15 protein-coding genes are annotated in these 8,575 nt (G+C 53.3%); 4 read left to right on the top strand and 11 right to left on the bottom strand.

The annotated features are described in order from the left end of the window. On the bottom strand, positions 1-525 hold a 525-nt coding region (locus WD429_RS03570; protein WP_368420799.1), incomplete at its 3' end, for a DUF2254 family protein. A gap of 61 nt (positions 526-586) precedes the next feature. Further along, on the bottom strand, positions 587-1,465 hold the full coding sequence (gene yghU / locus WD429_RS03565; RefSeq protein WP_368420798.1) for a glutathione-dependent disulfide-bond oxidoreductase: 879 nt from the start codon (positions 1,463-1,465) through the stop codon (positions 587-589). Positions 1,466-1,718: 253 nt separating this feature from the next. On the opposite strand from yghU, the gene WD429_RS03560 reads away from it, so the two are divergent. Both WD429_RS03560 and WD429_RS03555 read left to right on the top strand, forming a co-directional pair. Next, positions 1,719-1,970 carry a type II toxin-antitoxin system Phd/YefM family antitoxin gene (locus tag WD429_RS03560; protein ID WP_368420797.1) on the top strand — a complete coding sequence of 84 codons (252 nt, stop codon included), beginning with the start codon at positions 1,719-1,721 and terminating at the stop codon, positions 1,968-1,970. Next, positions 1,967-2,221: a Txe/YoeB family addiction module toxin gene (locus tag WD429_RS03555; RefSeq protein WP_368420796.1), complete on the top strand. Its 255-nt coding sequence runs from the start codon at positions 1,967-1,969 to the stop codon at positions 2,219-2,221. The genes WD429_RS03560 and WD429_RS03555 overlap by 4 nt, the downstream gene beginning before the upstream one ends. A 203-nt stretch (positions 2,222-2,424) precedes the next feature. Here the strand turns inward: WD429_RS03555 and WD429_RS03550 are convergent, their stop codons facing one another. The 7 genes from WD429_RS03550 to WD429_RS03520 form a co-directional block, all read right to left on the bottom strand. Then, entirely contained in the window at positions 2,425-2,601 is a 177-nt protein-coding gene (locus WD429_RS03550; RefSeq protein WP_368420795.1) for a hypothetical protein, read from the bottom strand. An 89-nt stretch (positions 2,602-2,690) separates the two neighbouring features. Then, entirely contained in the window at positions 2,691-3,005 is a 315-nt protein-coding gene (locus tag WD429_RS03545) for a HigA family addiction module antitoxin (RefSeq protein WP_368420794.1), read from the bottom strand. Between the two features lie 14 nt (positions 3,006-3,019). Next, the gene (locus WD429_RS03540) at positions 3,020-3,301 is read right to left on the bottom strand and encodes a type II toxin-antitoxin system RelE/ParE family toxin (RefSeq protein WP_368420793.1); all 282 of its coding nucleotides are present in this window, start codon (positions 3,299-3,301) and stop codon (positions 3,020-3,022) included. A gap of 136 nt (positions 3,302-3,437) precedes the next feature. Next, the gene (locus tag WD429_RS03535) at positions 3,438-3,890 is read right to left on the bottom strand and encodes a hypothetical protein (protein WP_368420792.1); all 453 of its coding nucleotides are present in this window, start codon (positions 3,888-3,890) and stop codon (positions 3,438-3,440) included. 588 nt (positions 3,891-4,478) lie between these two features. Further along, positions 4,479-4,760, bottom strand: a complete 282-nt coding sequence (locus WD429_RS03530; protein WP_368420791.1) for a type II toxin-antitoxin system RelE/ParE family toxin — start codon at positions 4,758-4,760, stop codon at positions 4,479-4,481. Beyond that, positions 4,757-5,029, bottom strand: coding sequence for a CopG family ribbon-helix-helix protein (locus tag WD429_RS03525; RefSeq protein WP_054640921.1), 273 nt, complete (start codon positions 5,027-5,029; stop codon positions 4,757-4,759). The genes WD429_RS03530 and WD429_RS03525 overlap by 4 nt, the downstream gene beginning before the upstream one ends. A 67-nt stretch (positions 5,030-5,096) precedes the next feature. Then, entirely contained in the window at positions 5,097-5,801 is a 705-nt protein-coding gene (locus WD429_RS03520) for a glutathione S-transferase family protein (protein WP_368420790.1), read from the bottom strand. A gap of 151 nt (positions 5,802-5,952) precedes the next feature. On the opposite strand from WD429_RS03520, the gene WD429_RS03515 reads away from it, so the two are divergent. Next, positions 5,953-6,198 (top strand): type II toxin-antitoxin system CcdA family antitoxin, encoded by a 246-nt coding sequence (locus WD429_RS03515; RefSeq protein ID WP_368420789.1) that lies wholly within the window; start codon positions 5,953-5,955, stop codon positions 6,196-6,198. Then, positions 6,198-6,515: a CcdB family protein gene (locus tag WD429_RS03510; RefSeq protein WP_368420788.1), complete on the top strand. Its 318-nt coding sequence runs from the start codon at positions 6,198-6,200 to the stop codon at positions 6,513-6,515. The genes WD429_RS03515 and WD429_RS03510 overlap by 1 nt, the downstream gene beginning before the upstream one ends. A gap of 468 nt (positions 6,516-6,983) precedes the next feature. On the opposite strand, the gene WD429_RS03505 is transcribed toward WD429_RS03510, so the two are convergent. Next, positions 6,984-7,280: a hypothetical protein gene (locus tag WD429_RS03505; RefSeq protein ID WP_368420787.1), complete on the bottom strand. Its 297-nt coding sequence runs from the start codon at positions 7,278-7,280 to the stop codon at positions 6,984-6,986. Positions 7,281-8,100: 820 nt separating this feature from the next. Then, positions 8,101-8,496, bottom strand: coding sequence for a hypothetical protein (locus WD429_RS03500; protein ID WP_368420786.1), 396 nt, complete (start codon positions 8,494-8,496; stop codon positions 8,101-8,103). Positions 8,497-8,575 lie beyond the last annotated feature (79 nt).

Here is an 8,575-nt window from a genome sequence, read left to right as displayed (position 1 = left end):
GGCTCGCTCCGCTTTGTCGATGGTGGGCCCCAGCAAACCCAGACGGGCAATGCGATCCACCCAGCGGACAAACACCAGAATCACCGCCGCAAACACACACATGGCCACGACGAAAATGGCGAAGTAACCCGTTGCCTCGAAATAGCCTTCTTCCAACGCTACCCGGGCCACCACACTGAAAATGAAGGAGCCGATAAAGGTGGAATGAGCCGTCTGTGAGACATCATCGCGCAGCACCAGCGCAAAGACTCGTGGCGTGCCACTGCTGCTAGCGGACGTGTAGGCAGACACCATGGACCCGACCGCGAAGGTCGCAATGACCAGCATGCTGGCGGCGAGAATAGACAGCAGGGTCTCCACCGTGCTGCGGGAAATCGACGGCAACCACCCGGACGGATCGCTACCCTCAATCAATCGGGCCGCAAACACGCACACCACCGACAGCACACTGAACAGCAATGGCCGGAACCACAACCGCTCACGCAGACGGTTAATCTGGAAAATCAGCCGCTTTCCACTGGCCATCCGCTGACGCCCTCCTGGTTATCCCTGCTACCTGCCAGTTACCCTGATAAAGGGTTTGGTCCTACTCGCTATCCCGGGGTGCCAATTGGTCCTGGGTGCGGGTTTCAAAATCGCTGGCGTCGTGGCGCTCGTGCAGCTGACGCGACGGCTCACCCCAGGTGCGGTTGACTATGCGCCCGCGCTGGACCGGTGGACGCTCGGCAATCTGCTGAGCCCAGCGAATCACATTCTGGTAGGTGTGCGCCTCGAGAAATTCCGCGGCCTCATACACCTGATTGGTGACCAGCGCGCCATACCAGGGCCAGATCGCCATGTCGGCAATGGTGTAGTCCTCACCGGCGATGTAGGTGCGATCCGCCAACTGGCGATCCAGCACGTCCAGTTGCCGCTTGACCTCCATAGTGTAGCGGTTGATGGGATATTCGTACTTTTCCGGGGCATAGGCGTAGAAATGGCCGAAACCACCCCCCAGCATCGGTGCACTGCCCATCTGCCAGAACAGCCAGTTCAAGCACTCGGCACGGCCGGCTGGGTCTTTGGGCATAAACGCATCAAATTTCTCGGCGAGGTAAAGCAGCATCGACCCGGACTCAAACAACCGCACCGGCGGGTTGGTGCTGTGGTCTATCATCGCCGGAATCTTGGAATTCGGATTCACCCCGACAAACCCACTGCCAAACTGCTCGCCCTCGGTAATGCGCACCAGATGAGCATCGTATTCTGCACCCTCAAAGCCCAGCGCCAGCAGCTCCTCAAGCATCACCGTGACTTTCACACCGTTTGGCGTCGCCAGCGAGTAGAGCTGCAACGGGTGTTTTCCGACGGGTAATGCCTGGTCATGAGTCGGGCCGGCGACCGGGCGGTTAATACTGGCAAAGGCACCGCCACTGGCGGATTCCCATTTCCAGACTTTTGGGGGCGTGTATGTAGGATCAGTCATCAATCGGCTCTTTTTAACAAGTGAATGGTATCCATCTACGGAAGCAACCCCACGGCAGACTTCCACGGGTTCCACGCTATCAGATTCTAGATTAGACAAGCAGGGGCGACCAGTCGGTCAGTGTCCCTCCCCCATTTTAGCGATCAGATTGTTGGAGCCCTGGACCTTGCTATCTCCGGCATTTAACGCCTAGTTAAACCCTTTAAAGTACGTTATTCTGTACACGAACAATATCCTGTACAGGAGAAGCCTTATGGATGCCATTAGTTACACAGCCGCTAGAACCAATCTAGCAAAAACCATGGAGCAGGTCTGTGACGACCATTCTCCTGTGATCATCACCCGGAGCAAGTCACAATCCGTGGTCATGATCTCTCTTGAGGATTATGAGGCGTTACAAGAGACCGCATACCTCCTGCGCGCACCAAAGAACGCCCGCCGTTTGCTGGAATCCGTTGCCGAACTGGAGCAAGGCGGTGGTCAAGAAAAGGAACTTCTTGAGTGAAACTCATCTCCTCCGAGAACGCCTGGGAAGACTATCTGTACTGGCAGAAAACCGACAAAAAGGTTCTCAACCGAATCAACAAGTTGATTAAAGAAACCAAACGCGAGCCGTTTGAAGGCATAGGCAAACCTGAGCCCCTTAAACATAGTCTGGCTGGCTATTGGTCCCGACGGATCAACGAAGAGCACCGCATGGTCTACAAAGTCACGGACGACGCTCTGCTTATCGCCCAGCTTCGGTACCACTATTGATTCCGAGAAGGCTCATATGTGTTATACCCGGTGGAGCCAGTAAAAACCTGCGGGTGCGCTTACTGAATTTCGGCCATTGCTCATCGATTCGCTGTTCAGCAAGAGAGGACCAAGCAGCATCGACCCCTTCGTCGTGCTGAGTTTCAAGGCTAGGAATCCGCCAATGACGATCAGCTTTCTTTGAGAGAGATCGATTCCCTGAATCAGAATAAAGTTCCCAACTGCACCGCTGAAAAAGCCTCCGCTAAACTGGAACCACCAACCGCGTAAACAAACACCAAGTAAACCACTGCCAGCAAATACAGCAATACTCGTGACGGCTTGAACTCAAGACGCTTGTAGTAGGCCTGGTCCTCTGGGGAAAGATCCTCCTTGTTCACTGAAAACTCCCTTTAACCTTTAACGCCCGCCATCACCGGTGACAAAGCCGGAGCGAAGCGGAGGTTTTGGCATCCGGTGCATGGCTTGGTTATGCAGCATGTAACGGCTTGATCCGATTGACTTCTTCCTTGACCGACTGAGCCGCCGCCCAAAGATCAACAGATCGCTGCGCATTCAGCCAGAATTCCGGAGAGTTACCGAACAAACGGGCAAGCCGGAGCGCCATTTCAGGACTGACAGCACGACGTTCGCGCAGTAATTCGTTAACTGACTGGCGAGAGACACCCAGAGATTCAGCCAACCCCGCAACGGACAGGCCATAGTCCGGCAGGAAATCCTCCCTCAACATTTCGCCAGGATGAGTCGGCTTGCGCTGCATGCCGGCAGTATTAAGAATAGCCATAGTCATCACCTCATTCAGTGGTAGTCACACACTTCGACTTCATACGCATCGCCATCTTCAAAACGAAAACAGATACGCCACTGATCATTGATCGAAATTGCGTGCTGCCCCTGCCTGTTTCCCGACAACGGGTGAAGGCGATTGCCAGGCGGCACTTTCAAGTCCTCCAGTTGTACGGCCAGATTCACGTATTCAAGTTTTCTGGCGGCTCTCGGCGCAACATCCGCAGGAAACTTCTTTGACTTGCCCTTGGAGTACAGCGCTTGAGTTCGTTTATCAGCGAAGGATTTGATCATGCAGGAAAGTGTATTGCGTCACGTGACGCGTGTCAATATGGCTTGGAGGTGGCTGCATAACGCTGAAATAAGCGGCGGCCCGACAGGGACGTCAGGTGGACGGCCGTTAGGCCGGGAATGGTACTTGAGCGATTGGTTATGCATTGCTGCCCGCAGCACGAATTTTTCGGAATACCTTCACGATCAAGTTGATACCGAGAATCAGACCGACAGACATGGCCAAAACTACACACCATCCATAGTTTATCGACGCCTGAGAGCCCAGTTGAGTCAACAACACGCTTACAGCGCGAACGAACCAATAAACACCAATTAAAAACACCCCAGCAGCTACAACACCGCTCTCTGGAATCACCGGCCCGGGGGCTTCTGAAGAAAAAGCAGACTTGGAGAGCTTCGGCGCTCTGAGCCACAAAACCATGCCGATAACGATTGGCACAGAGAGCCCCGCCGCGAAGAACCAAATGTCTGGCGAATTTGGCCCGCTGAATGCATCTGGAACAAAAGCCAGCGGGACATAATTCCCCACAGTGCTAAAGACCAGGTAGGCTGCAAAAACCTTAATAACGATCTCGGTAAGTTCTCTCATAATCCTTCATGCATAACGCCAGCGCACAACGGCGCATTTGTAATGGAGGCGCAGCCGCAATGAAAAGGGCGTCCGGCGGCCATCAGCCGCGTATTAATGCGCCGTGTATGCACTCGATGGCTCCAGCGCTGTGAGAAGTGCCGCGCTTACGGCGATCAGTGACGCTGCTATATAGAATGTGCCAATAAAATCACTAACACGTAAAGACCCACTCTTTACCCATTGCAGTCCAACCGTCGTCGCTACGTATATGCCAAAGGCAGCCCAGGCAAGTGCCGGAGTGGCGATGGGTAGCCTGAATGCGGCATATCCTGACACAGGCATGAGAGTGTTTCTCACTGTTACACCTATAACACTTATCCAGTAATCGAATCCGTCATATTCCTTGAAGGCACCACTAAACATCAGAACTCCAAGGAGCAAAAGGCTCCCGACACCAACGATACCAAGTAAAGCGCCAACGATCTGGAACACTAAGGGCCTCGCCTAGTTTTCTTGCTTGGTGAGTGCATAACGCTGAGCGCACCGGTGACTTTGACGCAGCGAAGCGGAGACAAAGGGATCCGAGTGCCGCGCCTGGTTAAATTGCTATCGTTCACCTTCAAGGCCATGCCATACCCGGAGAATAATGATGGCACTGGAATGAACCGAATATCGAATGACATATTTTCCGAAAACCCTATCCCGGACAGAATCAGGCACCGGCGCCATCTCAACCGGTGTGCCCATTTTGGGAAAGTCTGGCAGCCATTCAATTTTGCCAACCAGTTCAGTGGCAATCCTGGTTGCCGCCGACGGATTGTGAACGGCAATGAAATCCCTGAGGCGTTTCAGATCTTCAATGGCTTCGTCCGTGTAAACCAGTTTCACTTACCTGACCTCGGCGCATCCTGCTCATTTTCGGTTCCCCAACTATTAAGCCAACTATGAACCTCGCTGGCATCAACCACCTTGCCTTGGGCGGCGGACTCCATTGCCTCCAGAGTCTGCTTCCACCGCTCTTGCTCAAGCTGCTGCTTTTCTATGTATTCCGACAATGCCTGATTGATTACCCAGCCTTTGCTCCGGTGGAGCCTGCTGGCGATTGCTTCCAGGTGCTGCTCAACTTCCGCCTGAAGGCGAACTGTCGTGACACTCATGGCCATACCCCCAAGTTTTGATGACTACAATGTATTACAGCATAGTCGATGAGGATACGGCAAAAATTTAACGCCGCTCAGCAGCATCCAACGCGTCGTGAACCCTGTTAAGATAAGCGTCTATCACCGGATGTTTCGCTGCCTCAGCTTTTAGCGGTGTTTCCAGCGGGACCTGTACGACGTTGAACAGGAACGCATAGAGCGTCGCATCAAAAGACGTAAGCTGATCACCCGCTGCATAGCTTTGCCGGTTGAGCTGCCAGGCGATGGCCGCAAGATCTGCAGCCCCCGCTGCATACACCTCTTCACGCGGGTAGCGCCCATAGCCCTGGCCGATAAGGCTGTTTCTTATGCCGCGATGGGCGATGGCCGCAACCAGGCTGCGCGCCACAGGCGGGAGGGAACCAAAAAAAGCCTGCCTGACCTTCGGCCAGTACCGATCATCCAGCCAGCGCGAGTAGAGAATCGCAAAGTACAGACTTTCCTCGCAGACCTGACGCAGCATATGCCCCATTGCCCGACCCTCTTCCGATAACTGTGCATCCAGAGGATCACCGCAGGTTTCTTTCAGATACTCGATGATCTTTCCGCTGTCAGGAACGGTGTTCGACTGGTCGATAATAAACGGAAGCTTACCGCGAGGTCCTTTCAGGGGCAGAGTGCTGCGCGTCTCATAGGGAATACCCGCAAGCTGGCAGTAGATTTCCACTTTAAGGCAGAAAGGGCTCAGGTTGATCCCCCATGCTGGTGCAAACTGATAGAGCTCGATCACAGCATCTCTCCTATTCCATTAAACCTGAATCCATGAAGCCCGGAGCGCCAGCGCGGGCACGCCCGGCAACAGCCATTGGCTAAATGCTTGCGTGCGCATTGCCATGCGCATAAGCTTAGACTGTGGATTTAAAAGCCCCCTGGAGGCACTCATGGCCGAACTCTACAATACAGCCGCACCCAAAAAAGCCACGAACCTCTCAATCAACAGCGATCTGCTGCATAAAACCCGGGAACTGAATATTAACTTGTCTGCCACCCTGGAGCGGGCTCTGAAAGAGGAGCTTTCCAAACGCGAAGCAGCACAATGGATCGAAGAAAATCGTACCGCGATAAAGTGCTACAACGATTTCGTCGAACAACAGGGATGCTTCGGCGACGAATTCAGGGAGTTCTGATGGCACAGTTCGATGTGTACCCCAACCCGAGCAACGTCAGCAAAGCGCACTATCCTTACCTTGTCGATATTCAGAGCAGTCTCCTGAGCGACCTGGCAAGTCGCATCGTTATCCCTTTGGGCAAGCGCTCCGCCTTTGGTGGCGAAGCCATGCAAGGACTCACGCCGGAAATCCGCTTTGCCGATCAGGAACTGCTGCTGTTAACCCCACAAATTTCCTCGGTACCAGAAAAGCATCTCAAAAGCCCTGTTGGTACCCTCTCCCATTTTAGAAATCAGATTGTTGGAGCTTTGGACCTTGCCGTTACTGGCATTTAACGCCGCGCACAACGGCACCCTTAGAATGGAGGCGAAGCCGCAATGCAAAGGGCGTCCGGCGGCCACCGGCCGCGTATTGATGCGCCTGGTTAGATGCCGATTACCCCGGCAATTTATTGCGGCACCCAATGCTGAATGCCTACTCCCGATACTTTGCACCAGCCAAACCCATGGCGCTAGGAACCAGAACACTGAATGGGCGGAAACTGCCCGATGAACGCGTCGGATTGCCCCGCAACCTGAACACCGAACTGGCCGAAAAAAACGCTGCCAGACCGAAGGCTGTGTTCTGCCCGAAAACAACTGCCACGCTGCGCCCAAACACCAAACCAAAGAACGCCGGAGCCAGGCATTTAACGCCGAGCGCAGCGGCAGTTTGTGGAGTGGCGTTTTGTGCTAGCGTAGCGGCCAGCACGAAAAGAGCCACGGAACAAACTGTCCGACTGGCGCGACTTGTTAAATGCAGGACTACTCATATACTTTTCCGCAATACAAAAACACCGCGAATTGTTTCCACTTGTTTGATTGAAGCTCAGTATCTTGCCTGACACCAAATTCAGAATCCTCTGCCCAAGCAATAGCAGATTCTAAGAACCCAGATATATCATTGTTCGCCCAGTCTCCTGCAAACCCGACCCCATCTACTGGCTTACCCTCATGTGCTTCACGATCTTTCATTAGAGCTTTCGCAAAGACCAAGAAGCTCTGTTCATCTTTAACTTCATCTATGATTTCATGCAATTCTTTCATGCGCACCTTGAGCATTTAACGCCGCGAAGCACGCGCGGTTACGGAATGGAGGCGAAGCCGCAATGCAGTAACCGTCGCCGTGGCTTGCTTGGTTAAGGGCCGTTCACCCGTGGTTCTGTATTGGCACAACATGCTGAATGCCCACTCCCTGATACTGTGTACTAACTTGACCCATGGCGCCAGGAACCAGAACACCAAATGAGCGGACGCTGAACGATGCTTACGCCGGATTGCCCCGCGACCTGAACACCGAACTGGCCGTCAAAATCACTACCAGACTGGCGGCTGTGTTCTGCCCGAAAACAACTGCGAAACCGCGCCCAAACACCGAACCCAAGAGCGCCGAAGCAAGGCATTTAACGCCAATATTCAGCGGCGGCCTTTGCGCAGCGAAGCGGAGAAAAGGCCGTCCGGTGGAGGCCCTTTAGGGCCGTAACGAACTGGAATGATTTGTTATGAATCTGATTGCCCATTGCCGTTACTTTCGTTTTCCACAACTACATATTTTCCACATTTTATTACTGCGTAACCCATTATCGGAATGAAGATAAACAGCAATGCAGGAAACGTATGATAAAGAAGCATTACGCCAAGCACTGTAATTGCCTGTAAGAGCAGAGCATTGCGCTTATCGGTTCTAACAAAAGATCCGCAGGCGGTGCACTCAACTCCTTCTTTGATACGGGGCGGCAAATCCTCGTTGCACTTGGGACATGATCCAAAAATTTTCATCACAGCATCCTAGAACTCATAACGCCAGCCAGCATGCGCGGCTGCGGAATGGAGGCGAAGCCGCAATGTAGTAGGCGTCGCCGTGCCTGGCCTTGTTAGGCCGTCACCCGAGAACTGAGCCCTCACGCTCAATGAAATCGAGCCACTTCTTGAAGTCTGCTTCCGGCATTTGCCCCAAGCGTTCAATATCCTTACTGGATTTCACGACTCCAAGCATGTTGAACAGTGCTACAAACGCAGTGACTTGATAATGAAAAGAAGCCCACGCCGGGCTCTTTAACAAATCCTGCTTTGCAGAAATCGGTGCGCCTTCCTGATAATCGTCTGGAAGAGGAAGACTATCAGGAACGCAGCTCTCGATTCCTTGCAGCAAATCATGGCACTGTTCCAGCGCATACCGTAGCTTCTCGCCGACGTAGGTAAGCGGCGGGCCATTTCTTGATTCGTTTTTCTGATAAGCCGGGCCATTTGTGCTTTTCATGAAGTCATCGATATCCATGCTTGAACCTCTGTTCGTTTACTGGCCTAACGAGGCTGTAGAAAAACCCGATTTCGAGTCGTTCCTAGCGCCTGCTTCC

This window comes from Marinobacter sp., assembly GCF_040904845.1.
Lineage (GTDB): Bacteria > Pseudomonadota > Gammaproteobacteria > Pseudomonadales > Oleiphilaceae > Marinobacter.
This window is presented reverse-complemented; position numbering and strand designations above follow the sequence as displayed.

Bases quoted from the DNA above. Each gene is read 5' to 3' on its own strand.
- WD429_RS03540 (WP_368420793.1), bottom strand. From the start codon at position 3,301: ATGATCAAATCCTTCGCTGATAAACGAACTCAAGCGCTGTACTCCAAG.
- WD429_RS03505 (WP_368420787.1), bottom strand. From the start codon at position 7,280: ATGCTCAAGGTGCGCATGAAAGAATTGCATGAAATCATAGATGAAGTT.
- WD429_RS03535 (WP_368420792.1), bottom strand. From the start codon at position 3,890: ATGAGAGAACTTACCGAGATCGTTATTAAGGTTTTTGCAGCCTACCTG.
- WD429_RS03500 (WP_368420786.1), bottom strand. From the start codon at position 8,496: ATGGATATCGATGACTTCATGAAAAGCACAAATGGCCCGGCTTATCAG.
- WD429_RS03545 (WP_368420794.1), bottom strand. From the start codon at position 3,005: ATGGCTATTCTTAATACTGCCGGCATGCAGCGCAAGCCGACTCATCCT.
- WD429_RS03525 (WP_054640921.1), bottom strand. From the start codon at position 5,029: ATGAGTGTCACGACAGTTCGCCTTCAGGCGGAAGTTGAGCAGCACCTG.
- yghU (WP_368420798.1), bottom strand. From the start codon at position 1,465: ATGACTGATCCTACATACACGCCCCCAAAAGTCTGGAAATGGGAATCC.
- WD429_RS03510 (WP_368420788.1), top strand. From the start codon at position 6,198: ATGGCACAGTTCGATGTGTACCCCAACCCGAGCAACGTCAGCAAAGCG.
- WD429_RS03515 (WP_368420789.1), top strand. From the start codon at position 5,953: ATGGCCGAACTCTACAATACAGCCGCACCCAAAAAAGCCACGAACCTC.
- WD429_RS03560 (WP_368420797.1), top strand. From the start codon at position 1,719: ATGGATGCCATTAGTTACACAGCCGCTAGAACCAATCTAGCAAAAACC.